26 protein-coding genes and 1 pseudogene are annotated in these 24,811 nt (G+C 34.6%); 5 read left to right on the forward strand and 22 right to left on the reverse strand.

What is annotated here, in order from left to right:
- Nucleotides 1-43: 43 nt before the first annotated feature.
- The 7 genes from ACLIJJ_RS21135 to ACLIJJ_RS21165 all read right to left on the reverse strand — a co-directional run bounded on the left by ACLIJJ_RS21135 (nucleotide 44) and on the right by ACLIJJ_RS21165 (nucleotide 7,995).
- Nucleotides 44-1,786 (reverse strand): ABC transporter ATP-binding protein, encoded by a 1,743-nt coding sequence (locus tag ACLIJJ_RS21135; RefSeq protein WP_396953826.1) that lies wholly within the window; start codon nucleotides 1,784-1,786, stop codon nucleotides 44-46.
- Between the two features lie 85 nt (nucleotides 1,787-1,871).
- Entirely contained in the window at nucleotides 1,872-3,629 is a 1,758-nt protein-coding gene (locus ACLIJJ_RS21140) for an ABC transporter ATP-binding protein (RefSeq protein ID WP_341080392.1), read from the reverse strand.
- Between the two features lie 295 nt (nucleotides 3,630-3,924).
- Nucleotides 3,925-5,376 (reverse strand): cardiolipin synthase, encoded by a 1,452-nt coding sequence (gene cls / locus ACLIJJ_RS21145; protein WP_237943996.1) that lies wholly within the window; start codon nucleotides 5,374-5,376, stop codon nucleotides 3,925-3,927.
- Nucleotides 5,377-5,572: 196 nt separating this feature from the next.
- Nucleotides 5,573-6,076, reverse strand: a complete 504-nt coding sequence (locus tag ACLIJJ_RS21150; RefSeq protein ID WP_233315589.1) for a MarR family winged helix-turn-helix transcriptional regulator — start codon at nucleotides 6,074-6,076, stop codon at nucleotides 5,573-5,575.
- Nucleotides 6,077-6,388: 312 nt separating this feature from the next.
- Nucleotides 6,389-7,060: an NAD(P)H-dependent oxidoreductase gene (locus tag ACLIJJ_RS21155; protein ID WP_411411586.1), complete on the reverse strand. Its 672-nt coding sequence runs from the start codon at nucleotides 7,058-7,060 to the stop codon at nucleotides 6,389-6,391.
- A gap of 102 nt (nucleotides 7,061-7,162) precedes the next feature.
- Nucleotides 7,163-7,456 carry an HPr family phosphocarrier protein gene (locus tag ACLIJJ_RS21160; RefSeq protein WP_233315591.1) on the reverse strand — a complete coding sequence of 98 codons (294 nt, stop codon included), beginning with the start codon at nucleotides 7,454-7,456 and terminating at the stop codon, nucleotides 7,163-7,165.
- Between the two features lie 344 nt (nucleotides 7,457-7,800).
- Complete coding sequence (locus ACLIJJ_RS21165) at nucleotides 7,801-7,995, reverse strand: hypothetical protein (RefSeq protein WP_411411587.1); 195 nt, start codon at nucleotides 7,993-7,995, stop codon at nucleotides 7,801-7,803.
- A gap of 297 nt (nucleotides 7,996-8,292) precedes the next feature.
- Here ACLIJJ_RS21165 and ACLIJJ_RS21170 point away from each other — a divergent pair.
- A pseudogene (locus ACLIJJ_RS21170) lies at nucleotides 8,293-9,038 on the forward strand (SDR family oxidoreductase).
- A 173-nt stretch (nucleotides 9,039-9,211) separates the two neighbouring features.
- On the opposite strand, the gene ACLIJJ_RS21175 reads toward ACLIJJ_RS21170, so the two are convergent.
- Both ACLIJJ_RS21175 and ACLIJJ_RS21180 read right to left on the reverse strand, forming a co-directional pair.
- Nucleotides 9,212-10,294, reverse strand: coding sequence for an RNA-guided endonuclease TnpB family protein (locus ACLIJJ_RS21175; protein WP_411411588.1), 1,083 nt, complete (start codon nucleotides 10,292-10,294; stop codon nucleotides 9,212-9,214).
- A gap of 346 nt (nucleotides 10,295-10,640) precedes the next feature.
- Nucleotides 10,641-10,895 carry an HPr family phosphocarrier protein gene (locus tag ACLIJJ_RS21180; protein WP_233315595.1) on the reverse strand — a complete coding sequence of 85 codons (255 nt, stop codon included), beginning with the start codon at nucleotides 10,893-10,895 and terminating at the stop codon, nucleotides 10,641-10,643.
- 318 nt (nucleotides 10,896-11,213) lie between these two features.
- Between ACLIJJ_RS21180 and ACLIJJ_RS21185 the strand changes: the two genes are divergently transcribed.
- From ACLIJJ_RS21185 to ACLIJJ_RS21195, 3 genes are all read left to right on the forward strand, one after another.
- The gene (locus ACLIJJ_RS21185) at nucleotides 11,214-11,624 is read left to right on the forward strand and encodes a MerR family transcriptional regulator (RefSeq protein ID WP_233315596.1); all 411 of its coding nucleotides are present in this window, start codon (nucleotides 11,214-11,216) and stop codon (nucleotides 11,622-11,624) included.
- A 195-nt stretch (nucleotides 11,625-11,819) separates the two neighbouring features.
- Complete coding sequence (locus ACLIJJ_RS21190; RefSeq protein WP_411411677.1) at nucleotides 11,820-12,995, forward strand: MFS transporter; 1,176 nt, start codon at nucleotides 11,820-11,822, stop codon at nucleotides 12,993-12,995.
- A gap of 29 nt (nucleotides 12,996-13,024) precedes the next feature.
- Complete coding sequence (locus ACLIJJ_RS21195; protein WP_411411589.1) at nucleotides 13,025-13,732, forward strand: SDR family oxidoreductase; 708 nt, start codon at nucleotides 13,025-13,027, stop codon at nucleotides 13,730-13,732.
- 52 nt (nucleotides 13,733-13,784) lie between these two features.
- On the opposite strand, the gene ACLIJJ_RS21200 is transcribed toward ACLIJJ_RS21195, so the two are convergent.
- The 5 genes from ACLIJJ_RS21200 to ACLIJJ_RS21220 all read right to left on the reverse strand — a co-directional run bounded on the left by ACLIJJ_RS21200 (nucleotide 13,785) and on the right by ACLIJJ_RS21220 (nucleotide 17,364).
- A complete protein-coding gene (locus ACLIJJ_RS21200) occupies nucleotides 13,785-14,681 on the reverse strand; it encodes an EamA family transporter (RefSeq protein ID WP_233315599.1) in 897 nt (298 codons plus the stop codon).
- A 240-nt stretch (nucleotides 14,682-14,921) separates the two neighbouring features.
- A complete protein-coding gene (locus tag ACLIJJ_RS21205; protein ID WP_233315600.1) occupies nucleotides 14,922-15,875 on the reverse strand; it encodes a sensor domain-containing diguanylate cyclase in 954 nt (317 codons plus the stop codon).
- Between the two features lie 101 nt (nucleotides 15,876-15,976).
- The gene (locus ACLIJJ_RS21210; RefSeq protein ID WP_233315601.1) at nucleotides 15,977-16,171 is read right to left on the reverse strand and encodes a hypothetical protein; all 195 of its coding nucleotides are present in this window, start codon (nucleotides 16,169-16,171) and stop codon (nucleotides 15,977-15,979) included.
- A 136-nt stretch (nucleotides 16,172-16,307) separates the two neighbouring features.
- A complete protein-coding gene (locus ACLIJJ_RS21215) occupies nucleotides 16,308-16,856 on the reverse strand; it encodes a GNAT family N-acetyltransferase (RefSeq protein ID WP_233315602.1) in 549 nt (182 codons plus the stop codon).
- Between the two features lie 46 nt (nucleotides 16,857-16,902).
- Entirely contained in the window at nucleotides 16,903-17,364 is a 462-nt protein-coding gene (locus ACLIJJ_RS21220; protein WP_411229193.1) for a GNAT family N-acetyltransferase, read from the reverse strand.
- 100 nt (nucleotides 17,365-17,464) lie between these two features.
- Here ACLIJJ_RS21220 and ACLIJJ_RS21225 point away from each other — a divergent pair, with 100 nt between their 5' ends.
- Complete coding sequence (locus tag ACLIJJ_RS21225; protein WP_411411590.1) at nucleotides 17,465-18,286, forward strand: MerR family transcriptional regulator; 822 nt, start codon at nucleotides 17,465-17,467, stop codon at nucleotides 18,284-18,286.
- A gap of 104 nt (nucleotides 18,287-18,390) precedes the next feature.
- On the opposite strand, the gene ACLIJJ_RS21230 is transcribed toward ACLIJJ_RS21225, so the two are convergent.
- The 8 genes from ACLIJJ_RS21230 to ACLIJJ_RS21265 all read right to left on the reverse strand — a co-directional run bounded on the left by ACLIJJ_RS21230 (nucleotide 18,391) and on the right by ACLIJJ_RS21265 (nucleotide 24,732).
- On the reverse strand, nucleotides 18,391-19,023 hold the full coding sequence (locus tag ACLIJJ_RS21230) for a hypothetical protein (protein ID WP_267913364.1): 633 nt from the start codon (nucleotides 19,021-19,023) through the stop codon (nucleotides 18,391-18,393).
- A gap of 554 nt (nucleotides 19,024-19,577) precedes the next feature.
- On the reverse strand, nucleotides 19,578-19,781 hold the full coding sequence (locus ACLIJJ_RS21235; protein ID WP_396953853.1) for a YjcZ family sporulation protein: 204 nt from the start codon (nucleotides 19,779-19,781) through the stop codon (nucleotides 19,578-19,580).
- Between the two features lie 145 nt (nucleotides 19,782-19,926).
- Nucleotides 19,927-20,778: a protein-glutamine gamma-glutamyltransferase gene (locus ACLIJJ_RS21240; RefSeq protein WP_411411591.1), complete on the reverse strand. Its 852-nt coding sequence runs from the start codon at nucleotides 20,776-20,778 to the stop codon at nucleotides 19,927-19,929.
- Nucleotides 20,779-20,995: 217 nt separating this feature from the next.
- Nucleotides 20,996-21,382 carry a collagen-like protein gene (locus tag ACLIJJ_RS21245; RefSeq protein ID WP_411411592.1) on the reverse strand — a complete coding sequence of 129 codons (387 nt, stop codon included), beginning with the start codon at nucleotides 21,380-21,382 and terminating at the stop codon, nucleotides 20,996-20,998.
- 401 nt (nucleotides 21,383-21,783) lie between these two features.
- Nucleotides 21,784-22,710, reverse strand: coding sequence for a stage II sporulation protein P (locus ACLIJJ_RS21250; RefSeq protein WP_411411593.1), 927 nt, complete (start codon nucleotides 22,708-22,710; stop codon nucleotides 21,784-21,786).
- Nucleotides 22,700-23,236, reverse strand: coding sequence for an RNA polymerase sigma factor (locus ACLIJJ_RS21255; RefSeq protein WP_411411594.1), 537 nt, complete (start codon nucleotides 23,234-23,236; stop codon nucleotides 22,700-22,702). Before ACLIJJ_RS21255 ends, ACLIJJ_RS21250 begins: the two co-directional genes overlap by 11 nt.
- Nucleotides 23,237-23,663: 427 nt before the next feature.
- Nucleotides 23,664-24,107: an ASCH domain-containing protein gene (locus tag ACLIJJ_RS21260; protein ID WP_237943049.1), complete on the reverse strand. Its 444-nt coding sequence runs from the start codon at nucleotides 24,105-24,107 to the stop codon at nucleotides 23,664-23,666.
- A 172-nt stretch (nucleotides 24,108-24,279) separates the two neighbouring features.
- Complete coding sequence (locus ACLIJJ_RS21265; protein WP_248574499.1) at nucleotides 24,280-24,732, reverse strand: CBO0543 family protein; 453 nt, start codon at nucleotides 24,730-24,732, stop codon at nucleotides 24,280-24,282.
- Nucleotides 24,733-24,811: the final 79 nt, after the last annotated feature.

A 24,811-nucleotide genomic window follows, 5' to 3' on the forward strand; every position in this document is an offset into this window, starting at 1 on the left:
ATATATCTATAGACTTTTACTAATTAATATTTTTGTAATCTTTTTAAGATGCCTCTTCAAATTGGCTATTATATAGTTCTGCATAGAAGCCGTCTTGGCTGATTAATTCTTGATGGTTACCAGCTTCGATAATATCGCCATCTTTCATTACTAAAATCAAATCGGCATTTTTTATCGTAGACAATCTGTGCGCGATAACAAAGGATGTTTTTCCTTCCGTTAGTTTATCCATTGCTTGCTGGATAAGCACCTCTGTGCGCGTATCGACTGAGCTTGTTGCTTCATCGAGAATAAGTAATGGCGCCATTTTCACCATAGCCCGGGCAATGGTAATCAGCTGCTTTTGTCCTGCAGATAAACTTGACTTGTCATTTAAAATCGTATCATATTTATCAGGCAATGTTTTAATAAAGTGATCTAGCCCTACTGCTTTGCAGGCTGCTTCTACCTCTTGATTTGATACATCATCCCTTGAATAAACAATATTATCGCGAATAGACCCCTCAAACACCCATGTATCTTGAAGCACCATACAGAACAGATCATGCAAACACTCTCTTGTCATTTGATTAGTCGAAATGCCGTCAATCGTGATTTCTCCGCCATTTAATTCATAAAATCGCATCAGTAAGTTGATTAGCGTTGTTTTTCCCGCACCTGTTGGCCCTACAATAGCAACTTTTTGCCCTGCTGCCACCTTTACAGAAAAATCCTTAATAATTAACTTATCTTCGTCATAACCAAATTGCACATGCTTAAATTCCACATTTCCATTAACATTTTCTAACTTTTCTAATTTGTTGCTTTCTTTCGCAAGCTCTTCTTCTCCTAAAAATTCAAAGACTCTTCCACTCGCTGCCGCAGTAGACTGTAAATTAGTGGCTGCTTGGGCCAGCTGTTGAAGCGGTTGTGTAAATAGCCGAATATAAAGCATAAATGCAACAATTACACCAAAGGAGATCGTGCCATTTACTGCAAGGGCAGCCCCAACAATACAAACGACTACATATCCAAAGTTTCCGATGAACATCATGAGTGGCATCATAAGACCTGACATGAATTGGGATTTCCATGCACTATCATATAATCTTGTGTTAATGACAGAAAAATCATTCTGCGCTTGTTTTTCGCCATTATATGCCTTTACCACATTATGCCCTGAATAAGTCTCCTCAATATGACCATTGAGCTTACCTAGGTCTGCTTGCTGCTGTGCAAAGTAGGTTTGAGATTTTGATATGATAAAGACCATCAATACAAACCCAACTACGGTTGAAAGCACAGCTGAAATTGCCATAATCCAGTTTGTGTAAAACATCATAATTAATGATCCTACAAACATAGTAATGGCTGTAATTAAACCACTGATGCTTTGGTTCATCGTTTGACCGACCATATCTACATCATTAGTTACTCGGCTTAACACATCTCCTGTTGTAGTCGAATCAAAATACTTCAAGGGAAGACGATTTATTTTCTCGGAAATATCATGTCTTAATTGCTTAGAAACTCTTTGTGTAACAGTCGCCATAATATAGCCTTGGATATAGTTGAAAATGAATCCTACGCCATACAAAAACACAAGTAAAATAGCAACATCGAAAACAGCGTCCATATCAATACTGCCCACTAAACCTTCTGTGATAAGATCTGTCATCTTGCTTAGCTGATTAGGGCCAACGATACTAAAGATGGCAGCCGCCATAGCAAGAATTAAGGCAATAATTATTGCTGGGAAGTAAGCCTTCGAATACGAGGCAAGCTCATTTAAGCTTTTTATATTCATGCCTTTTTGCGCGCTCTGAATGTTAGCATCTTTTGGTTGTTTATCTGGTTCCATGTTTGTATGCTCTTGACCAGCTTGACTTTTTTCATCCAATTTCAAGCTCCTCCTTTGACAATTGTGAATAAGCAATTTCTTGGTATACATCACATGTCTGCATTAATTCATCGTGTCTGCCAATTCCTACTATTTTGCCTTCATCTAGGACAAGAATGCGATCCGCGTCTTTGATTGTACCGATTCTCTGCGCAATAATAATGGAAGTAGCATCCTTAATTTCCTGCTTTAACTTAGAACGGAGGACACGGTCTGTTTTATAATCTAAAGCAGAAAAGGAATCATCGAATAGATAAATTTCAGGCAATTTATAGATGGCACGTGCAATGGATAGTCTTTGCTTCTGACCACCTGAGAGATTGGTACCACCTTGTGAAATAGCTGCCTCGTATTGCTGATCCATTTTTTCAATAAAGTCTTTTCCTTGCGCTATCTCTACGGCTCTCTTTATTTCGCTTTCAGCTTTTATGCTTTTGTCTGCTTCACCAAAAGCAATATTGGAAGAAACGGACCCGCTGAACATAACCGCCTTTTGGGATACATAGCCTAATTTATCTCTTAACGATTCTAAATTATATTCTTTGACATTAAGACCATCCACAAGAATTTCGCCTTCTGTTGCTTCCATAAAACGAGGAATCAAGTTAACAAGGGTACTCTTTCCGCTGCCTGTAGAACCGATAATAGCAAGCGTTTCTCCCTTAGACGCTTTGAAACTTACATTCTGTAAAACATATTCAGATGCCCCAGGGTATTTAAAGCTGACATTTCGAAATTCAATTTCTGCTTCTGTAGTTCCTTCTGTTGCTGTTCCATCCTTAATGCTGACTTCCGTATCGAGAACTTCATTTATCCTCTTTGCAGAAACAGCTGCACGAGGCAGCAAAACAAAAGTAATGGAAACCATCATAAATGCCATAATTATCTGCATCGCATAAGAAGAAAATACGACCATATCAGAGAATATCGTCAGTTTATTTGTCATTGGCGCATCATTTATTAATACGGCGCCAATCCAATAAATCGCAAGACTGATTCCGGACATAATAAGCGAAATAGTCGGCATTAATATAGCCATTGTTCTCGTTGTAAACAGGTTTGTGTCTGTTAAGTCGTTGTTCGCTTTTTCAAATTTACTTTGATGGAACTTAGTAGAATTGTAGGCATGAACAACACGTATTCCCGTTAAATTTTCTCTTGTAACCATGTTTAAATTATCTGTTAATGTTTGAATAACTTTGAATTTAGGTAATGCGATTAAAACTATGATAGCAATTAACACCAATAGTACGAACACAGCGACTCCAGTCGCGGCAGTCCACTGCCAAGATTTCCCCATAATCTTCAAAATAGCCCAAACCGCTAGTATCGGGGCTTTCAAAACAACTTGCAACCCAAGTATGATGAGCATTTGAACCTGCATAATATCATTTGTGGAACGTGTAATTAAACTTGCCGTAGAAAAACTAGAAAGCTCCTGCATCGAGAAGGATAAAGTTTTATCAAACACCATTCCCCTTAATCTGTTTGAAAATCTCGCTGCTACTTTTGCGGCAAAATACACAGTGATGATGGAAGCGGCCATACTTCCCACCGCACACAGAAGCATAAATCCGCCTTGGGAAAGAACATCACTAATTTCACTTCCCTCTGTTTGAACAAGCCTAGTAATTTCCGACATATAATCTGGAAGCTTCAGATCAAGCCAGACTTGCATAACAATGAATACTAACGCACATGTAATTAACAGCCAATCTTTTCTTTGAAAGTGGCTAAATATTTTTAACATTGCTGAAATCCTCCCTTTGCATAAAACCTGCTCCTTTTGTCCATTTCAAAGTCTTGTTAGGTGTTAGTTCATTTCTGATTCCGAACCTTTTAATGCTTCAACATAATGTGCTTTTTCACCTGCTAAAACACAAGTGAATTTTTTACAGTAGTAACAATTTGCAAACTACATCGCACAGGATATATCGTATAATATGCATCTTATACGATATAATTTCGATTGTCAATTTTTAATAAAAGGATGTATTTTCATTAAAAAAACGGAAACTCTTCCGTTTTCCGTTTCCGTTTCCATCTTATAAAATAGGCGCTAAAAGCCTTGATATAGCTTCTTTAAATTTTATGCTTAGTGGTCTTTCCTCATATCTTTCTATTGTTAAGTGGGAGCAGTTTTTTATATCCTCATGAAAGATATGTGCAAGCTCGTCTGCAATAGCTTTGTCATATACAGTTGCATTAACTTCGAAATTCAACTTAAAGCTTCTATTATCTATATTGGTCGTTCCAACAGACGATGTCTTTTGATCGACTACAATTGTCTTAGCATGCAAGAAGCCTTTCTCATACAAATAGATTTTAGCTCCATATGATAACAGTTCACCTGCAAATGCCCATGTGGCCCAATACACAAAGGGATGATCAGGCTTATTCGGAATCATAATACGCAAATCCACACCAGATAAAAGGGCCATTTTACATGCGTCCATAAAACTCGCATCTGGAATAAAATACGGTGTCTGGATATAGATACTTTTCTTCGCAGACATAATAAGTCTTACATACATATTTTTTAAATGCTCTGTTTTTGAGTTTGGGCCGCTTGAAACAATTTGAACAGGACTGTTTCCGTTATGCTCCCCTTTTGTAAAGGAGAAATCCTCTCCAGCTACTTGCTCAGCTTTACTTGAATAAACCCAATCCAAGATAAATCTCGCCTGCACGTGATTAACCGCATTACCCGTAATTTTCAAGTGAGTGTCACGCCAATATCCAAACTTTTTTTTCATGCCCATATACTCATCACCAACATTAAATCCGCCTATATAAGCAATATTTCCGTCAATAATACAAAGCTTTCGATGGTTGCGATTGTTAATACGAAAGTTAATTAATCTTAGAAAAGAAGGAAAAAAAACTTCGACCTCTCCGCCATTCTTAATAATCTCTTGATAGAAAGAGGGTGATATTTTCTTCGAACCAATTGCATCAAAAAGCAAACGCACTTTAACTCCTTCCTTCGCTTTTTGAACTAATAAATCTCTTAGTTGTTTACCAAGATTATCAGGTTGAATAATATAGTATTGTATATTCACTTCTTCTTTTGCCTTCTTGATATCCTCAAAAAGTGAAGCAAATTTTTCCTGCCCAGTGGTAAAGATATTAATTTCATTATCAGTAGTTAAGAATGCATTAGAAGAGTTTAAATTCATATTAATTAAATCCGAATATTGATCCAGCATTTCATTATGCGAATAATGTTCTTTTACCGCTTCTAGCTCCCTATTAACAGCCATCTCAAAATCACTTTTTTCAAAATCAGTTAACTTATAAAAATTCTCTTTTCTCACTTGGCGGCCTAAGAAAATATAAATAAGAAAACCTACGACCGGAACAGTAAACAGTATTAATAACCAAGCCCATGTATAGCCAACATCCCTTCTTTCGAAAAAGATAACAGCAATACCAAGCGCTATATTTATAAAAGAAATTAACGAAATTAACAGCGTTATTATGTTGCTTGTTTCCATATATTCAGTATTATCCTTTCTCCTGCAATAATCATTAAAAGTTATCCATACAAAAAAACGCTATTCATGATGAAAAGCGATTATTTTAAGTATATTGCTACTTGTAAACTTATATGTATGAGGCTTGAATGCTAATTCACCTAAAGTCTTTCATCATGCCCACTACAAGTATTGTTAATAACATTACAATAGAAAATTATTGTTTATTTTCATGAGTAGGAAATAGCATTACATCAAAGGACTCCTTATAGTTCATTCCTTCTGATGTCATTTTATCTTTTACGGCTCCGACGAGCAGCTGCATTCCCTTCATAACGATTTCTTGTTCTTCGGCATTAAGCTGACTCAGCGCACCGGTTATCATTTCATTTAAATGGGTGTAATCCTTTTTGTTTATTCCATCTTCTGCACCCTTCGTTAATGTGATAACCACTGAGCGTTTATCTTTAGGATTGGGAGTTTTCTCAAGTATGCCTTTTCCGATAAGTCTTTCCACTATATCAGAAACAGAACTTTGGGTCATTTTCAAATTATGAGTTAATTGCTTAATACTTGAAGTTTTATTTGTCATTACTTCCGCAATAACCCTAATCTGAGGCACTGTAAATCCATAGCCCTCAGCTTCCTTCTGCATACTTTTTGCTATAAACCGCTGTAAAAAATCGATCGACTCTCGAAGATAATCAGCTCTTTCTAACATTTTTTCAATCCTCTCATTAACATCAGTTACGATACATCGTGTTAGATATATTTATTAAAATACATCTTACATGATGGATTTATTAATGTCAATTGCCTATCTATGGTATAACTCTTTTAAGCACATAGTATTACTTGTTTTTTTTATAATGAGAAATATAGCCAAATTTACTACTACTATTTGTTTAATTTACGCTTCAGCGTTTCCCCAAGTTTTATCTCATATTTCCCCCTTATTCTTTGTGTATATGCAAAAAATAAGTCCATGCAGCCCAAACAATCGCTGCACAGACTTCTTAGTATCGTTTATCCATTAGTCTATCCACTGTACTACATCTTCCATAGCTCGGCGTGTTTTCGGACGGTCTGGATTTTCTGCGCGATAGCCAAAAGCAACCATAGCAGATACCGCAAGCTTGCCATTCTCCAACAAACCTTTTTCCTCCAAAAGCTGATTCACTTTTTCAGGACTAAAGCCTTCAATTGGACAAGAATCAATTCCGACTTGTGCCGCTGCTGTCATCATATTGCCAAGGGCGATATATGTTTGCTTGCTAGCCCAGTCAAACAATGCTCTATCGCTTTCCAACAGCTTCATACCCTCTTGAAAACTTTTGTACGCAGACTTCATCTTTTCAAATATATCTTCCGGTATGTGCTTCACGTTTTTTTGCAGTTGCCATACATACTCAGAATCGTATCTTGCATCTGTCCGTGCAAGAATGATAACAAAATGACTAGCAGTCGGAAGCTGACCTTGCGCTCCCCATGCAACCTCCTTCAATCGCTCACGAAACTCCTTATTTTGCACGATAAGAAATTTCCATGGTTCATAACCAACAGAGCTTGGAGATAAACGACCAGTTTCTAGGATAAATGAAAAGTCCTCTTTAGAAATTTTCTTCGTAGGGTCAAATACCTTTGTAGCATGACGAAAGTTAAATGCATCTAAGATTTCCTGCTTTTTTGTTTCGTAATTACTCATGATCGATTCATCTCCTTCTTACTGGATTTATCCAGTTGAATATGGATATTGTATCGGGTTTTACATGCCACAAACAAAAAATTTGCTCTATGACTTCTTCCCTTAACAAGCATTAAACTTCTTATAATTGTCTCCAAGCCCTTTATCACCTAAAAGAAAACCTTTAAGAAAATACAATGCCTTTTGTTCATCCGTTCCTTTCGCAATAATCGTTATTTCCTGTCCCTTTTTCACGTTCAAATCCATAATTTCCATTATCTCCATACTGCTTGTAACGTCCTTATATGTAATGGTAATTTCACTTGCAAAAGACGATGCAATCGTAACGAAATCAACAGTGTTCTTAGCAGACTGAAGTCCTCTTGGAAGACTAACTATAACTCTACTTATCAACATAATCTTCATCCTTATACATTTAATTAGTTTTATATCCGTTTACAAAAGAATTAAACTCAAGATTCATCTTAACTACAGAAAATAAAGGGCAACTTATATTAATATCATAATCCTAACGTATTACTAAAGTAAATAAAGGCAACTAGTCTGAATTAGACAAGTGTCTTAATTAAATTTACTATTCTTGCAGGAATATATGGTGAATTAAATCCAATAGAAAGATAGTTTTACAGAAATATTTGGAACATCTACGGCTGATCCATGTATCACAATTAAGTTGCATACATGTTGAAACTTTTCCTTAAGCAGTTGATAAAATGCTGGATTATTTTCAATTAAAATAATTACTGTGTCCTTATTTCTTCTTTCGATAACCTTTCGGTGAAAACGCCTGTTCCTGGGCCATATTCAATAATGTATTTTGTATCCTTAAAATGGATTGCTTCTATCATTTTATTACTGAGAAATTGCGAACTGGGCCGGACTGCCCCAACCGTCTTTGGATTAAATATTGATAAAGAAACAAACTTTTTTTTCATATAACTGCTCCTCTTCAGTGTTGATTTATAGATAAAATATAAATGCAAATTCTGAAGGGAAACTCCATAAAACCTTAAGAATGCTTAAGATTAATTTCTCTTTTTATGCCTTTAGTCCAACATTCTCTGCTAATTTATTACAAATATCCCCATTATTTATTACTTATTTCATCCTATTTTATTGAAGGTATTATCTTCTCAAAAGTGAGATAGTTTAAAAGTTTTTCAAGCTTCCCCCTTGTATTAGAGTTAACTCTATCCTTTAAACTCTACCTAAATGTAAAGGAGGAATGAAACATGGCAGTGGAAAACAAAGTAGTTATCATAACTGGAGCATCTTCTGGAATCGGTGAAGCACGGCAAAATTATTGGCCAGAAAAGGCGCTAAACTTGTTCTAGGAGCGCGCCGTGAAGACAAATTGAAGGCTTTGACTGAAGTTATTCAAAAGGCTGGCGGACAAGCGACATATCGTGTTACAGATGTAGTTAACCCTGATGATAATCATCAGCTTGTTCAATTGGCTAAAGATACTTTTGGTGGTGTTGATGTTATATTCTTAAATGCTGGATTAATGCCGAATTCACCGCTTTCTGCATTAAAAACGAACGAGTGGAACAGCATGATTGATGTTAATATTAAAGGTGTTTTAAATGGGATTGCGGCAGTATTGCTGTCATTTACAGCGCAGAAGTCCGGGCATATTATTACTACTTCATCGGTTGCCGGACTAAAAGCTTATCCAGGTGGTGCAGTATATGGTGCAACAAAGTGGGCTGTTCGTGACTTAATGGAAGTATTGCGCATGGAGTCTGCCCAAGAAGGCACAAATATCCGTACAGTCACTATTTATCCAGCAGCAGTCAATACGGAATTATTGGATACGATTACGGACGAGAATATTTCAAAAGGCATGACGGCAACGTACGAGCAATATGGTATATCACCAGATTGTGTTGCTAATGTTGTAGCGTTTGCGATTGACCAGCCTGAGGATACGAATGTTAATGAGTTTACAATTGGACCAACTAAACAACCTTGTTGACACTCCCACAGCTAAAGCAATGGGATTCTAAAGTGCTATTGCGTTCGCAATTCATTTCTGCTTTGAACTAGCCTTTAGTTAAGGGGTATGTCATTACCCCATCCTGTTACGTTCTATACACCTTTGGTGTATATGTACCTAAACAGGCGGTGCTGCTTTTACCACAACACTAGTTAGGATGCTTTTTTCTTTTTAGAAATACCACTTACAGATTTTGATATATTAAGTCCAGCATTCACATCAGCATGGCTTTTATATCCACATTTTCCGCACTGAAATAGATGACGGTTTCTATTATTTTTATCAACATGACCACATTTACACATCTGCGATGTGTTATAAGGATTTACATATTGAACTTCCATGCCTTCCATCTTTGCTTTGTATTCAATGAAAGTTTGAAGTTGATATTGTGCCCAAGAATGTAGATTTCGACCTGCTTCTTTCTTTGATTTTGCTGTTTTTCTAATGCCTGTTAAATCTTCCATTCGTATTAGACGAACACCGTTCTCTAATGCGAAGTTTACGATTTTTCGGCTTATGACATGATTTAATTCCTTCATCCATTGCGATTCTTTGTTTTTGGATTTGCGAATAGCATCCAACTTTTTGTTCTGTCCAAGGACTCGTCTTTTCGAAGCATATTTCCTGCGAATAAATGCTGCCTCATTTCCTTTAAAAAACAACGAAGTTGTTCCAACCATAGCAACAGCAAGATAGTTTAACCCTACATCAATGCCCATTATTGGAGGTTTAATAGATTCAAATTTCGGTGTTTTTGGTTCAAAAGAGATAGAAATGGAAACATACCAACGCCCCTTTTTCTCATACAACTCCGCTGCTCCTTGTTTTGCTTTCCCTTCCAAAACTTTATCTAACCAATGTTTTTGGTATGTTTCTATTACAACTGGTACACCAACACGTTTCTTAAGAGTAGGAAATGAAACTTTATAGAGGTTGTTTTCTTTCTCTACTTTCAAATTTTGGTTGTTGAACCCACACCAAAAACGGCGAAAAACCTTCGCTTTTTGATTATTTTTCTTAGATTTAACCTCTCGAATGGTTTGGTTCACAATAGCCGAGGAGAATTTCCCATCAGAAAACAACTTATAAACTTTCGATGTTGCATCCTTTAGACCTTGATATTCCAATAACCAGTTCGCAAAAGATGTATTGATATTTGTCATTTCTTTGTACATCTCTTTTTTAGCTTTAGTAGGATTTAATAATTCTAGTTTCAAAGAAATTGTTTCCAAGTTAGTTCACCACCCATCGAACGTACGTTTCTTACATTATAACAACAAGAGATTCAAATGCCTAGTGGATTACTCTGAAAAATAAAAAACCGTTCACTTTCATCCCACACCTCAAGGAATGGGCTTTCTCGTTCCGTAAAATCTGTAATAAGAAAAAGAGGGGTACCAATTCATTGGTTATTCCCCTTTTCTTTATGATTAACTTCAGCTGTATTTTCTGAATAGGAAAACTTCGTCGTCATGGACAGATGTGATATGAATTATCGGAATAACGTTCTTGGTAGTGAGTCTTTTTTGCAGATTGGTCATAGAAAATTCCAAGTACATAGACCCTTACTAAATATTTCTACTTATTAAATAGAAAATTTTTTAATGTATGGATGGCGTTCTTCTCATCTGGTCCATCGACTAACAAGGTGATTTCATCACCAGTGTTTACATTTAAGTCCATTACCTTCATAATTTCTTTTCCATTTGAAGCTTTACCATTCTTAGTTAGAAACACATCACTACTAAAAGAACGGGCTTTAGCAACAAATATCGTCGTATTTCTTGCTTGCAGTCCCCGGATCAGTCTTACCGTTTCCTTTGTTACCAACATGATAATCACCTTCCTATTAGAAATTCAGTTAACTGTTTTGGATATAAAATAACACCTAATAAAAAGCAGTTAACTTTCATGTTAATAATTTAGTTTAAACACAAAACAAATTACACTATATTCCTAGTTAAAACTTTTACTAGCAAATATGATAAACCTTAAAGTTAACTCTAAGTCAAGTAAATTATCCATTTTTATGATAATTTACAATATTTTTAAAATCAGCTTTGACAATCAGTAAAAAACCATGATAGAATTGGCCTCGCGTCCTAGAGTTAACTCTAAATCTATATTTATAGAAGAATAAGGAGTGAAACAATGAACACATACTCTATTAGTGAAGTAGCGAAAGAATTAAACCTTACCACCTATACGCTCCGTTATTATGACAAAGAAGGCCTTTTGCCTTTTGTAGAACGAACAACTAATGGAACAAGATTGTTTAAAGAGTCGGATATTGGCGCATTAAGGATCATTGAATGTCTGAAATCTACTGGGATGCCTATAAAGGAAATTAAAAGTTTCATTGATTGGTGTCAGGATGGAGATGCTACCCTCCAGCAGAGATATGACATGTTTTTAGAACGGAAAGCCGCTGTTGAAGCACAGCTGGCAGAAATAAATAAAACGATGGAAATTATTAAACATAAATGCGACTATTATAAGACTGCCTTAGAGGCAGGCACAGAAGATATTCATAAAACTGAAAAAATTGGCAGTTTAAATTAACATAGAGCCATCTAACCTACAACCAATAGGTTAGATGGCTTTTTTTATTAAATGCCCCTCCCTCCAAATAAAAAAAACAATTTTTTTCAAAAATACTTCTTGAACTAGAGTTAACTCTAACCTTTATACTTACAAAAAACTTGTCATCGCGTAATACCTTTGCTGCACCGGTAAAATGAAGAATTTTATGGAGGGATTTTTTTGTATAATAAAAAATTATTAATATTCATCTTAACTATAGGAGTTTTTGGCATCTTAAATACCGAAATGGGGGTTATCGGGTTATTGCCCTCGATTGCTGAACAATTTAATGTCAGTGTATCAACTGCCGGCTTGCTGGTGAGTCTGTTTGCACTTGCGATTGCTATTTCTGGTCCAATAATGCCGTTATTGTTTTCAGGGATAAATCGAAAAACAGTCATGTTAATTGTTTTAGGCATGTTTGTGCTAGGGAATATTGTGTCTGTATTTACTACTAATTTTACTGTTTTATTATTAACACGAGTCGTTCTAGGTTTTTTTCATCCTATTTATTGTTCGATGGCTTTTACAGTTGCTGCTTCCTCTGTCAGTAAAGAAGAAGCTCCAAAAGCTGTTTCTAAAGTATTTATTGGCGTATCTGCGGGTATGGTAGCCGGTGTGCCAATCGCAAGTTTTATTGATAGTGTCCTATCTTATGAAATGGCGATGGCATTCTTTGCTGTTGTTACTGTTATAGTCTTTATTGCGACATTCATTTTTGTCCCTTCTATGCCTGTCGAAGTAAAACAATCTTACGGTGCACAGCTGTCTGTCTTAAAGAAATCAATAATCTGGATTTCTATTGTGACAGTTATTTTATTAAATGCATCTGTATTTGGAGTTTACAGCTACTTCACGGAATATTTGAAGACAGTAACGAATATGTCTCCAAATACAATAACTTTAACGCTGTTTATTTTTGGCGGGGCCAATATGATTGGTAATATTGTCGCAGGAAAGCTGCTTACGCAAAACCCGATTAAATCTGTAGTATATTTCCCTCTACTATTAAGTGCTGTTTACATCCTCTTATTCTTCACAGGACAGTATCCGCTGCCAATGGCAATGCTTACTTTCATTTGGGGAATTTTAGCAGGGGGAATAATGGCGAATATTAATCAATATTTAATTACGTCTTCAGCCCCTGAAGCACCTGATTTTGCTAACGGACTCTTTATCTCTTCTTGTAACGTTGGGACAACTGTCGGGTCAGCTGCAGGCGGACTTTTAATAGCATCAATGGGTACGCAATATATTGTATTAGTTGGAATTCTTTCATTAGTGTTAAGTTTAGTAACTATTGTACTTAGAAACTATATGATGACTCCTGTACATCAAGTGTCAAGATAAATTCCATTCTTTTCAAGGAGGATAATAATATGTTTACAGACTCAAAAGTTGCCCTAGTCACTGGCGGTAATCGCGGAATTGGCTATGAACTGGTCCGCCAATTGGCTTTGAAAGGTTTTAAAGTTATCTTAACAAGCCGAGACTCAAAAAAAGGGCTAGAAGCTGTTAAAAAACTCCGCAAATCAAATTTAGAAGTATCTTTTCTCGAGATGGATGTGAACAATCATGAAAGCATTCGCCAAGCCGCCATCACGGTAGATCAGCACTTTGGAAGATTAGATGTTTTGATTAATAATGCAGGTGTTTATTTAGACGAAGATGACAGTTTATTAACTATGGACCCTGCCATTTTGGAAAAAACAATGGAAACAAACTTTTTTGGGGCTTACTATACCATTCAGTCCTTTCTGCCTCTCATGGAAAAATACGGATATGGAAGAATTATTAATATTTCTTCTGATTATGGCCGTTTAAGCCAATTAACATCTCCAGAAGTCGGAGCGTATAAATTGTCTAAGTTTGCTTTAAACGGTTTAACACAATTAATTGCGGGAGAAGTCAAAGATGATATCAAAGTAAACGCAGCCGATCCTGGCTGGGTAAGCACAGATATGGGTGGAACTTCTGCTCCAACGACACCGAAGCAAGCTGCTGAGTCCATTTTATGGTTAACTGCTATTGGGTCTGACGGACCATCGGGAAAATTTTTCAGAGGCAAAAACAGTATTGATTGGTAGCATGCCATAAACTGGAGCTGTCCATTAATTAATGGACAGCTCCGCATATCCCTTACCAATTGGGACTTGAAATATTTCTTGGTTTAAACATTTTGACATTACTCACCATAATGCCTCCTAATATGAGAGCAACACCAAACCATTGCCAAACACCTACTTGTTCACGCAGTATTAACGCAGACATTAATACAGCTACCGGAAGCTCTGAAGCTGTCAGGATTGTGCCGAGTCCTGGGCCGACTTTAGGCATACCAATGGATAATAAAAGCGGCGGAAGCACTGCACCAAATATTCCTAGTATTAATCCATATTGTATAAATCCGCCTAGAACAGACACATCCACAAAATAAACTGGTGGAAAGATGATAAAAACAACGATTAAGCCGCCTGAGGAAAGCAGTGCGCTTTTCAACAGCGGTTCCGTATTATGTCCAACTGTACCGCTCAGAAAAATAAACGTTGCAAAGGTTATAGCAGCAAGCAGTCCCCACATCATACCTTGCCATGTAATGTGAACACCAGTTTCCGAGGTAATCCCCGCAGCTAATAGCGACCCTGCCAGCAGAATACCTATTGCTATTAATTTTTCCTTCGAAGGCTTGTTCTTTAAAAACACCATTTCTAATAATGATCCTATCCAGATATATTGAAACAAAAAGATAATGGCTAATGAGGCATGAAGTGTTTGTAAGGATTGATAATAAAATATGCCTGTCAGTCCAAATGGAATGCCCGATAAAATTAACTTTATGGCTTGATTACCAGAAACTCCCCTCTTTTTCATAAACAAAACGAGTATCCAAATAATTAAAGTACCAATAAAATATTGTCCCCCCGTTACCTCGTTAACAGATAACCCAGCTCCGTATGCAAGCTTTACAAACGTAGATAATATTCCGTAACTGCAGCCACCTAAAAAAACAAATAATACATAATGCCATTTACTCAAATTTAAATCCCCCTTCTGCGCATAAAAAAAGCCACACAAATGTCTCACAACATTTGTGTGGCGAAAATAGAGTTCACTCTAGAAAAATCCACGACCTAAATAATTTTAGTATTCGAATTTCGTTTTTCATTATAATTACAACTAATGTAGAAGTCAATAAATAATTTCCCTGCTTATTTGCTTAGTTTTGGATATTTTTTGTGCTCTACTGGTTCTGCACATATAAATCTCATCCAAAAATCAAAAAAAGCAGTAGGTACTTTTCCCACTAGTTTTCGCCCGATATAAAGCATTATCTGCTTTTTTCAGCAGTTTATTTAACGTCAGTTTCATTGTATTTGTGTATTGAACAATGCCAATGCTCACAGATAAGTTAAACTCCTTGATTTGAAAATCCCAGGACGATAATCTTTCAATAAAAGCCTCTGCTATTTCCTCGATTTCTTGAACGCTTAATTTTCCAACTAAGTTAATAATAAATTCATCTCCGCCTAACCGAAATACCGCTCCATTTATATTCCTCTGCCGCATGACTGCCTCCATTCTAAGGGCGACTTCTTTTAATATCAAATCACCTGTATCATGGCCAAGGCTATCATTTATCTCTTTAAAACAATCTAAATCTAGAAAGAAAATTGCGCCATCCTCATGGGCAAATTCATTAAAATATCTTTCAAGAAAATGCCGATTATAACTGCCTGTTAAATGGTCTCTGTATGCTAATTGCTCTAGCTCTAAGTAATAAGAAAACATTTTCGCAATTTTTTCAATCAGCTTTATACTTTTCTCATTAAACTGTGCAGCCTTCTCATGAACAGCACATAAAGTCCCAAAAACCTCGCCATCCCTTAAGATTACCGGCACACCTAAATAAGCGTTCACATTCGTGTTAGAGTATATTCCCTTGATATCATCTAGGCTAGATTCCTTACTTATATCCTCATAGACTAATGGGATACCTTTAGTAAAATCAATCCTGCTGCAAACTGCCACTTTCAGCGGGAGCGATATTCCCTCTCTAATGTTAATATGCTCCGTATTAGGAGAAGTCTTCAAAATATGCTGTTCATTATTGACAATGGCACTTAAAAACAGAAAGCTGTCTGGTAATATCTCTTTTGCCAAGGTTAAAATATCAACGGCAAGTTCATTAAAGTTATCATATAATAGATACTCTTTTATATTAGTTATCATTAGTGTGCTCCCCAAAGTTTAGATACGTATTACATTTATCTACTTTTATTATACTCGTTAAGCCTTCATTGACAAAACCAGCCAAAAGTTATAAAAATACGTTAATTTCCATCTGCCTTTTGAAAGGACGAAGCGGACAATAATAAGGAAAGGCCAATAGGAATAAATAAGAAAGGCTCCATCTCCACAAAAAAGCTGCCTGGCAAATATCCACTAAAAAAAGCCAATATCCCCATTAGTACAAATAGCGTACCTGCAATTAAATTTATCTTTCCGATAGTCGATAGTTTTTTCATTTTGATTTACCTCCTTTTGGTTCAAGAGACTTTATTCGTAATAGGCTTTGTTTACATATACGAAATATAGAACAATAGGTTTCAGACATAAAAAAAGATCAAAGCCAATTTTTACATTAGCTTTGATATGTTGAATCTATCGGATAAATTTCGGCTTAAAAAATAGATATAGCAATCTTCCAGTAAATCGCTTTAACAGATTAGCGTATTCTGCTACTGTAACATCGCTGTTATTTACTAAAACTTCAAATAAATCATTACTATTCTCTTCTATCATAAGACTAGCGTTTTTAAACCCATTATTTATATAAAACTTCTTTCTTTTAACTCTTTGCTCATAATTACTTGCATTTTCTTTAACTGCTTCTATGTTAAGCATGATTCGATTATTTGGGCAATACTCCCTCAACTTACTAATTGCCATACTACCAAACCCCTTTGATCTATGCTTATTATCAATAGCAAAATACAAAACAAAGGTTAAATCTTTATGTGTAATTAAATAAATAAAACCTACTAACGAATTATCAGCATATACACCTAATAGGTCTACGAAGTTTTTCTTCGACTTCCATAGAAGAAACCAAAATGGAATTTGCTCATTTCTAGGGAATGATTCGGAGATTAATGCTTTCACTTTATTAAACTCCTTTGTAGTTTTAATAGCTTCGATTTTAAAATGCATTTGCTTATTGCTCCTTTTTTTCTGGTCTAAAATGATACATAAAAAGCTATACGATTAATTCCATCACTTTTTCTCCGTTAAAATCCAATTCTCCATTAAAGGTGAAACCATAGCGCTTATAAAGGCTTAAAGCATGTATGTTAGTATCATAAATACTTAAAAAAATCTTTGTGCATGCGAATTCATTAATTAACTTGCTGATTAGCGTTTTTAAAAATATACTGCCTAGACCTTGGCCTTGAAATCTTTCATCAATTAAATACCGATCTAGCCATACTTTTCCCTTTTTATGATTTTCATCATATTCAGGAAACCATCCGTACATGGCAAAACCAACTAAAACACCTTCCTTATAAAGACCGACAGGCTTGTAGTAAACGCAATTTTTTGCGTCTTCTAAACACTGTTCGGTTGTTTCAATATAGTGCCTCTGGCTTTCATTGACTTTTAAGGCTAGAACTTCTGAAGCATTTGCTTTGGTTACTGGCCTAATCTCAATAGTTTTCATATAGACATCTCCCTCCTTAAATGTGGACTACATAATGATTGATTTTGAAATCATCTTAATGTATATAGTAACTATATAGTCAAGAAGGAGATTCAAAAATATGGAACATGAAAATTCAAAATATTTCACTACTGGCGAGTTTGCCAAACTATGTAAAGTTAATAAGCAAACAGTAATTTATTATGATCAAATTGGCCTTTTATCACCTGTTATAAAAGACTCTAAGGGCTATCGTTACTATTCTATTCGCCAATTAGAGTTATTTATTGTAATTGATTTATTAAAAGATTTAGGAATGTCATTAAACGATATCCAACAATATACGCAGAATAAATCACCAGAAGAATTTTTATCACTAATGTATCAACAAAAAGATTTATTGATACAAAAAAGGAAGGAATTAGAGAAAAACGAGCAGATTATCGAAGCAAAAATTAAGCTAATGGAACAAGCCTCAAGCCTCAACTTTGAGCAAATATCACTAGAACAAATTTCTGTAGCTAACCTGTATTTAAGCAGGAATATAAAAGACATACCTGATGAAGAATTTGTGGAGGCTGTGTCTGATTTTATTACCGAACTATATGTGAAAGAACTAGATACAGGCTATCCAATCGGCGGTATGACTATGCGTGAGGAAGTACTAAAAGGAGAGTACACTAACTATACTTATTTATATATGGAGCAACCGAAACAAAAAGACAGCTACACATTCTATCCATCTTTAAAGGGTTATTATTTAATCGGCTACCACATCGGTTTAGAAAAAGACATCGATAAAACATATACGCGTATTTTTGCTGAAATGAATCGTTTAAATTTAACCTTAGGAGAGTATGTTTTTGAGGAATATATATATGATAATGTGGTCAAAAATCGAGAAGAAGAGTACATCACAAAAATTATGGTTCATGTCATTTAGTATTTAAAACCATCGATCATTTCTCTAAATGGAAAACCCAAAAGGCATCAACCTGATGATTAATGCCGCTAGTAGTTTAATCCATTTACTGAAAAAAAAACGCATTAAAAGGATTTTTCTAATTTGGGAACTAATTCTCTGTATCTAATAAAAAATTCCTCAATAGCTAAAACTGCAAAAGAAGGAGAGGACGGACTATTAGCTAATAAACATTTGTCATAAATTAAACTAATGTACAATGAGTTTTGTGGAGTTTTTCCCCTTTCTTTCAGTAAATTAGATAAATCCTCATATAATTTTCCAATCGTTGATGAATCAATGGATCTTTCCAGTGAAAAAGATCCTGCCAAGCTGTTCCACCATGCTTGAAAGCTTTTATAAATCTGATTAAAACATTCGGGGGCCTCTGTCTTACCCTCCAATAATCTATCGTAAAATAATTTTTTATCTTCATTGGATAGTTCATATATATAGCTATTATCTAGTTTGACCTTTTCTGTAATAGCCTTCCATAATTGTTCATATTGCTTGGGAAAATCCTCTTTAAAGGCTATTTCTGTTGATGAATAAGGGAATCTTATTTCTTCATCTGTTTGATTTTGATTGAGATAGATATTTTGTATATAAATTAAAAAATTTAATGTAAAAGATGTTCCTGTAACCAATAAAAGTGTATTTTCCACTTCTACTCTCCTCCATCCCCTTTTTGTTCCATTATTACCAATATGAAGTTTCATTACAACTATCTTGTAATGTCATAGAAAAAGCACTCCTATTCTGAGTGCAATTGTTAATGTTTTTTTCTTTTTCTATTTATTTCCGAACAAACCTAAGGCAGCGGCTACACCAATACCTACCGCAAACCATGAAGCGGTACTTTATATATATTCTTAAAAATATATAGATTATAGAATTTCTTTAATAGTTTAATTTTTTATTCACTATAACTATGGATGCGTAAATTCTATATTATTTGTTTTCTTCAACTAACGCCCCTATCGAATTATAAGATCAGCCAGAATTTCTTAATCAGTAAGCTTTTTTTAAAAATAGAATATGTAAACTGCCTTTTCAACAATCTACCTATTCGCATACAAAGAAAAGCACTCCCCTTTAAAAAAAGGAATGCACTCCCCCACTTTATCTCTTACGTTTTTTATTACAGCTTTGCCACGACATTGCTAGGGGGACTTTCTATATTCTCTTGCATTGTAATTGTAAATCTCATTGTTACCGTATCTTTAATACCACCAAATGTGCTATATTTTTTCTACCTAAGCAGAAAAAATATTTAACAGATACATGCTCCAACAATGATTAATAAAATAAATAACACGACAATTAAGATAAAGTTATTATTTTGATATGTTGGACAGGCATAACTGTAAGCTGGAGCCGTATAGGATGGGAATGATTGAACAAAAGTAGGGGCCGTAGTCGGTTGAGGAGGAACATTTGCTCCTACAGTTGGAGGTGCGTTCACGTTTGCATACATATTTAAACATCCTTTCTTTTTAAGTAAGCTTATCACTACATGATACGCTCAAATATGAAAATGGAGCCCGTCTACTGAAAATTGGGTTTTTACCCGGTAATTAAAAATGCAATTTATCGTATAATTTGCTTATGCTTATTTTATCTTAGAAGAACTGATATCCCAATGAAATTATATAATTATAATAATTTAGTAATGATATGGAACTCCGGTTATGGTGCACGACATGTTGTTTTATTTTGAAATCACTGCTAGTCTGTTGTCTGTTTGTTAATGCTGATAAACGGGAAAAAGAAGGTCTTGTCAACAAACTTGTCAGGACTGCGGACTGTTTACTCCCTTCCATTCTCTTTTTATTTAGAACCTGAACAATTTCTTCATCTGTCTTAATGGAAAATCCATGTCCGAAATATCTCCAATCATCTAAAAGTATGGCATTTACCCCTCTAAACCATGGTGTTTGTGAATTATAGTCAGGATTATCAAAATAAACAACGTCACCAGGTAAAAAACCATCTGAATAAAACGTAACTAGACCAAGATCTGTATCTGTATGCCAGCTATATAGATAAAGTTCTTGAAAATGTGCATTAAATAAATGATGTCCAATGGTCTTTAACGTAGCATAGTAATAGATAATCACAGAAGCTGTTGCACATTCAAACGCATACAGCGAACTGTTCTTAAAAATGTCCATAATTGCATCAGAAGGCCTTACATCCTTTCTTAACAAAAAACCACCAGCCTTAGTTAATTGCCAGTAATTCCGGTTACATCGAGCTTGCTCAAAAATAGTAAATTCAGGCTTGGTTTCATTCATTTCTTTTGCACTTTTAATAATATTTTTCCGTAATTTAATTTCAAAAAGTAATTCTCTCGAAGAAATATAAGAATATACGATATGATCTTCTTGCATATATTGCAGTATATTTTTTTCAACTTGATCCAATTCCAAATTCCCTTGGAATTCAAAGGATTTACCCATTACTTGTATCACTTTTATTCCTCCATTCTCTGCTTTTTTATTCCCGTCTTCTTTAAAAAATGAAATCAAATCTTGTTGGTAGGAAGCTATTTATGCATAATGACTAAGTAAATATTAAATCCTTGATTAAGTTGCTCCCTCAATAAACAGATTCTTTAATCTAAATGCCAATTCATTCTTAACTAAGTAAAAGGGCGATGCTCTAATGAAAGCATCACCCTAAATGTATTTAGTAACATGTAAATGAAATAATTCTTCTTGTGTCAATACCAAAAATCACCCAAGTCCTTCCATTCCATCTGAAACCAGCAACAGATCTTGGACCTACGAATACGGGATAAAACCAAAATCCTGTACCATTACTTAGCCAAATAAAAGTATTACGAAACAGGCAAAATCTTATTGCTCCAGGATCCACAGCAAATGGTGAAGCAGCTGCTTGTTGAGGAATAAATGGTGGAGGAGGAGCTGTTGGAGCTTGTGAAGGTTGTAATGGTGGTAGACCTGATGGACCTCCAAACCCAGGTCCCGGGAAACCAGGTGGACCTGATGGGCCTGGAAATGATGGTAATAAAAAGTTTAGAAATTGTCGATCATCATTTATATTTTGATACATTTGAAACATCGCCACCTTATTTTAAATAAATCTCTAAAGGTATTGTATGTTTTACTGTTTTTTGTGAAGCTTATTCGCCCTAAACTTAGGCAGTGAAATTATAAAAGTTCAAAACCTTTAGGAATATAAAAAGCCTCTTAAAACGTCATTAAACGTTCTAAAAGGCTCATGCAGTTGATTGATAACATTGCATATTGATTCTTTTATTACATTTTACTATAAATTTTCACGGTTCGCAGAACTTCACTGTTGATTTTACTAAAAAAAAGAAACACGAAAACACCTTGTGTTTCGTAATTCTTGTTTAACTATTGCCCCCTATAGTTTAAGTGTAATACTTCACAAAGTTTTGCCTTGTAACAAAAAATGCTGCCAATGGCAGCAAAGTGAAATTCCAACATTTATCTGTTTTCCTTCAATAACATTTCAATAATTTCTGCTAACGCATCAACAGTATTGTATCCCTCTTCTAATGAATTCTCTATCCCACCAATTTCAATAATAACGGACTGGCTTAAAAGATCTTGGTTATAATCACTTGTCATCTCTGTGGACTTACCAAATATTCCTCGAGAAAGTCCAGGATACAATTCTTGTACTTTTTCATGGAATTCTCTTGCAAATTCCATATTCTCCTTATACTTTTCATCTTCTTGATTTACAACAAATGCAAGCTTTGAATAACTATTACCGTTTATCTCTACAGTGGTATTTCTTTTTAGTGTAGTATCTCTGTGGAGGTCAAAAACCATTTGTATATTATTATATCTAGTTAAAGTTTCTTCTAATTTTTCTCTGGATACGTTATAAGCATCTTTTCTAGACAATCCACGTTGTTCAACTAACTTCATATTATTGGTTGTATCAACAATATTATTAATATGTCTATTTTTAAGAGCCTTACTTAATCTTTGTCCGACTAATGTAATATTGATATTTTCGTCATAGCTATTCTCCTGATCGAATTTCCCTTTTGGATTCACAGTTTTCAATTCGGGGATAAAGGATTCATCATTATGAGTATGATAAATATAAACAAGTGGTTCTTTACTATTGTTAGAAAATGAAGATATATTATTTTCAATGTTAGGGGTAGAAGTAGATAAGTTTATTAACGGTTCTTCACCTTTTTGGATTACATAAGTGAAAACAAACAAACAAGCAAGCAATGCACTTACTGAAATAATCCATCGACTATATGTCTTCTTTCTTACTAACCTTCTTGCTTTTTCTCTTAATAAATTTTCTGTTTCTAAAACAAACTCTTCCCTTGGATTAAGTGAAAAAGATTTTTTAATTAATTCAGTTAATTCCCTGTCATCTTGCATTACTTAGCACCTCCATTGATATTGGATTTAAAATCTTTTTTAGTTCTTTTAATGCTCTGTGATAATCAACCTTCACCTTCGATTCACTACATTGAAGAATATCAGCAGTTTCCTTTATTGAACATTCATTAATCGCTCTAAGTATTACAACTGACCTAAAATGGGGTTTTAATTTAGCAATTCCTGCATGAATACCTTTTTTTAATTCGTCTAACTCTAAAATGTCTATTGGCTGATGTCCACTTGCTACGTTTCTTAAAATCTTTTCATTAATCAATACTTGCCAACGTTTTTTTCGATAATGATCAATTGCCGTATGTCTTGCAATAGAAAGTATCCAAGCTTTTAAGTGATGAATTCGATTTTTATCCGCGAGATTTTTGAGAACCCGAATAAACACTTCTTGTGTTAAATCTTCTGTATCATTGTGATTCCCTGTAAAACAAATTAGATATCGGTATACATCCAAATAATAAAGTTTATAAATTTCTATTATTTCATCTTCGGTTTTGTCATTATTAAACACAATCTCCCCCCTTTTTTATACAAATATAAATCGTTTGAACTTGGTTAAAAGTTACAATTATTTTTAATTTTTTCCTAAATAAAAAAAACGTCTCTAAGACGGATTATTAAATGAATTTCAATTTTCAAGTTAGAATATCCTGTTTTAATTTAGTTCGGTTTTCTAAATCTTCTTTAATTAACCTGCCCTGTTTCTACCATAAGCAAGTTTTCATTTATTACAGGAATGCTGCCACGTTTCTTCCATAAGCTATGTTTTCATTTTTCACAGGAATGCTTCCCTGTTTGTGGTACAAGAAAAAATATTTATAACAAGGATGATAAACTTTTAAAATAAAAAAACAAGTTGGCTATATTCAACTTGTTTTTAGGAATAGGGTACAACTATTAAATCAAATGTTATTATTATTCTTTATCATTTGATTTGCTTATTTAGGATATACTTTTTTAAATCGTTCACACACAACTAACATATTGGGTGTAAATGCTATATCATATTCTTTTAATAATTCTGTAAAGAACTTCCGGTGAGCATCCCACCAAAATTGATAATCACCTTCACCCTCGGCTAAAGCAAATTCCTCGGTTACCTCATTCATTGGAACAATTTGAACAGATTCAATTTCAATAACAGCAACTGGATTTTCCTTACCATTTAAAACAATATAATGTTCACCAACTTTAGGAATATCTTCTTTTTCTTTTTCATAAAACACGAAACCGGAAGTTGTAGCTGTCTTTTTTCCATTAACAACTAATTCTGCTAACCAATCAGCAGAAGCACCAAAACGGAAAGCATCTATATATTGAACCCCTTCTTTTTGGGTGTCTATACAAAATTGATTCCAAAATTCTTTAACCCTGTTATTCATTTGACTACTTCCTTTATTAATATTTTAAATCCTTCAATCTAAATACTTATTCTAGGTTACTTTGAATTATCCTTCTTGCACTATCCTCCCTCGTTAGTGCCAAAACAAAAAAGGAACATTAGTCCTTCTTGGATTAATGCCCCAGTTAATTTAAGAAGAAATTGCGACTTTATTACTGAGTTTCTCTTCTATCCGCCGTGTATTCCAATATGAAATAAAGGATGTACATTGAAATAAAGTAAACCACCGCCGAATAGATTATATTCCATTCACCATAATGTAAAACTTTAATATAAACTGCATACAACTCAAGCAGTACAAGAATGCATGTCCATCCCAAGATATATATAAATTTCTTAATGGCATTTGATTTCAGGGGAAAATAATTAAAAAAAATTACTAATACAGCAAGCTCACCTAGGGCTACAGCTAGGTACGACCACTCTATTTGTTCTTTATCAAAATACCAATACAATTTGTACTTTAAATCAAGATATAAATCAGTTACAAAATTCATTAATAATGCAAACTGTATTGTAGCTAGTAATTCGTGCCTAGTTCTTCTTCTGGGCATTTTTAGGGCAACTAAAAGCACTAATATAACTGTCACTATAAATAGCTTCACCAAGAGGAACACCTCATTTCTTTAAACAACAATATCAGATATATTATCATTATTTATTCGATGAATTATTCTTCTTTAG

It is taken from the genome of Niallia laureatilytica, from assembly GCF_046613985.1.
Lineage (GTDB): Bacteria > Bacillota > Bacilli > Bacillales > Cytobacillaceae > Niallia.

Excerpts from the sequence above, each read along its gene's own strand:
- ACLIJJ_RS21140 (WP_341080392.1), bottom strand. The coding sequence starts at position 3,629 with ATGTTAAAAATATTTAGCCACTTTCAAAGAAAAGATTGGCTGTTAATT.
- ACLIJJ_RS21160 (WP_233315591.1), bottom strand. The coding sequence starts at position 7,456 with ATGTTGATAAGTAGAGTTATAGTTAGTCTTCCAAGAGGACTTCAGTCT.
- ACLIJJ_RS21245 (WP_411411592.1), bottom strand. The coding sequence starts at position 21,382 with ATGTATCAAAATATAAATGATGATCGACAATTTCTAAACTTTTTATTA.
- ACLIJJ_RS21235 (WP_396953853.1), bottom strand. The coding sequence starts at position 19,781 with ATGTATGCAAACGTGAACGCACCTCCAACTGTAGGAGCAAATGTTCCT.
- ACLIJJ_RS21135 (WP_396953826.1), bottom strand. The coding sequence starts at position 1,786 with ATGAATATAAAAAGCTTAAATGAGCTTGCCTCGTATTCGAAGGCTTAC.
- ACLIJJ_RS21210 (WP_233315601.1), bottom strand. The coding sequence starts at position 16,171 with ATGAAAAAACTATCGACTATCGGAAAGATAAATTTAATTGCAGGTACG.
- ACLIJJ_RS21165 (WP_411411587.1), bottom strand. The coding sequence starts at position 7,995 with ATGAAAAAAAAGTTTGTTTCTTTATCAATATTTAATCCAAAGACGGTT.
- ACLIJJ_RS21195 (WP_411411589.1), top strand. The coding sequence starts at position 13,025 with ATGTTTACAGACTCAAAAGTTGCCCTAGTCACTGGCGGTAATCGCGGA.
- ACLIJJ_RS21180 (WP_233315595.1), bottom strand. The coding sequence starts at position 10,895 with ATGTTGGTAACAAAGGAAACGGTAAGACTGATCCGGGGACTGCAAGCA.
- ACLIJJ_RS21225 (WP_411411590.1), top strand. The coding sequence starts at position 17,465 with ATGGAACATGAAAATTCAAAATATTTCACTACTGGCGAGTTTGCCAAA.
- ACLIJJ_RS21150 (WP_233315589.1), bottom strand. The coding sequence starts at position 6,076 with ATGTTAGAAAGAGCTGATTATCTTCGAGAGTCGATCGATTTTTTACAG.
- ACLIJJ_RS21185 (WP_233315596.1), top strand. The coding sequence starts at position 11,214 with ATGAACACATACTCTATTAGTGAAGTAGCGAAAGAATTAAACCTTACC.
- ACLIJJ_RS21250 (WP_411411593.1), bottom strand. The coding sequence starts at position 22,710 with ATGCAAGATGACAGGGAATTAACTGAATTAATTAAAAAATCTTTTTCA.
- ACLIJJ_RS21260 (WP_237943049.1), bottom strand. The coding sequence starts at position 24,107 with ATGAATAACAGGGTTAAAGAATTTTGGAATCAATTTTGTATAGACACC.
- ACLIJJ_RS21220 (WP_411229193.1), bottom strand. The coding sequence starts at position 17,364 with ATGAAAACTATTGAGATTAGGCCAGTAACCAAAGCAAATGCTTCAGAA.
- cls (WP_237943996.1), bottom strand. The coding sequence starts at position 5,376 with ATGGAAACAAGCAACATAATAACGCTGTTAATTTCGTTAATTTCTTTT.
- ACLIJJ_RS21215 (WP_233315602.1), bottom strand. The coding sequence starts at position 16,856 with ATGCATTTTAAAATCGAAGCTATTAAAACTACAAAGGAGTTTAATAAA.
- ACLIJJ_RS21230 (WP_267913364.1), bottom strand. The coding sequence starts at position 19,023 with ATGAAACTTCATATTGGTAATAATGGAACAAAAAGGGGATGGAGGAGA.
- ACLIJJ_RS21155 (WP_411411586.1), bottom strand. The coding sequence starts at position 7,060 with ATGAGTAATTACGAAACAAAAAAGCAGGAAATCTTAGATGCATTTAAC.
- ACLIJJ_RS21205 (WP_233315600.1), bottom strand. The coding sequence starts at position 15,875 with ATGATAACTAATATAAAAGAGTATCTATTATATGATAACTTTAATGAA.